Below are 887 nucleotides of genomic sequence, written 5' to 3'. Positions count from 1 at the left end.
GGACTGTGACATCACATAACACAGTATTCACGCGGCGGCTACGCCTTGGTCACTTTGATGCTTTTGGCAGAAGTAGGAGATTCAGTGACAACTTCCTGCGGAAGTTCGTGAATACCTGAACGTTAGGTGAAACCTACAAAGATTAAAGAAGGAGAGCGGATATGAATAAAAAAGTTAAAGAAATACTTGATAATAATTTAATAAAAGATCATATACTCGAAATATCAATTCATTTATCACATAAGTGTAAGTTTGGTCAAAAGCTGGAATTACTTTCACTAAATGAAAGAGTTATTTACTTAATTTATGAAATTGAAAGTGAAGTGAATAATGGGGGGTTTGATCAATATCATTGTAATAGTAGTGGGAAATATGCCATAGAAGGAAGAGAAGCATTAATGAAGATAGGTGCTAAATATACCGCCAGCATATTAGAGAAGGCTACAATGATTTATGGATTAGATCGTATAAAAGATGATAAACAAGAAATTGAAGAACAATTGACAGAAGAGCAAGAAGTACAATTAAATGAATTAGACGAAATGTTTTTTGAATATAAAGAAGATTTAAGTGAACTACAAATACAGTTTATAAAGAATAATATTGAAGATTTTTATTTGTAACAATTATATTAGCGTATTCAATGGAGACGTAGGCATCACCTAACACAGTATTCACGCCGCGGCTGCGCCTTGGTCACTTTGATGCTTTTGGCAGAAGTAGCAGATTCAGTGACAACTTCCTGCGGAAGTTCGTGAATACCTGAACGTTATCGGAAATTATTGCATGATTATGATAGTAATAATCAAGGAGGCAATATGAAACAAAAAATAGCTGATCGACCTAACTGGGAACGAGTATTAGAAAAACGTTATTTTCAAGAATAT

The 887-nt window shown here is 33.8% G+C and carries 1 protein-coding gene; it reads left to right on the top strand.

Annotation, left to right across the window (positions count from 1 at the left end; translation table 11 throughout):
• Positions 1 to 161 precede the first annotated feature (161 nt).
• Positions 162 to 623 carry a DMP19 family protein gene (locus AC1TPB_RS24865; RefSeq protein WP_482078947.1) on the top strand — a complete coding sequence of 154 codons (462 nt, stop codon included), beginning with the start codon at positions 162 to 164 and terminating at the stop codon, positions 621 to 623.
• The last annotated feature ends 264 nt before the right edge of the window (positions 624 to 887 follow it).

This window comes from Paenibacillus sp. Y951, from assembly GCF_056786395.1.
Note: the sequence above shows the minus strand (reverse complement) of the source record. Positions and strands in the feature narration are given on the sequence as shown.

Coding starts and splice junctions, on each gene's coding strand:
- AC1TPB_RS24865 (WP_482078947.1), top strand. CDS start 162: ATGAATAAAAAAGTTAAAGAAATACTTGATAATAATTTAATAAAAGAT.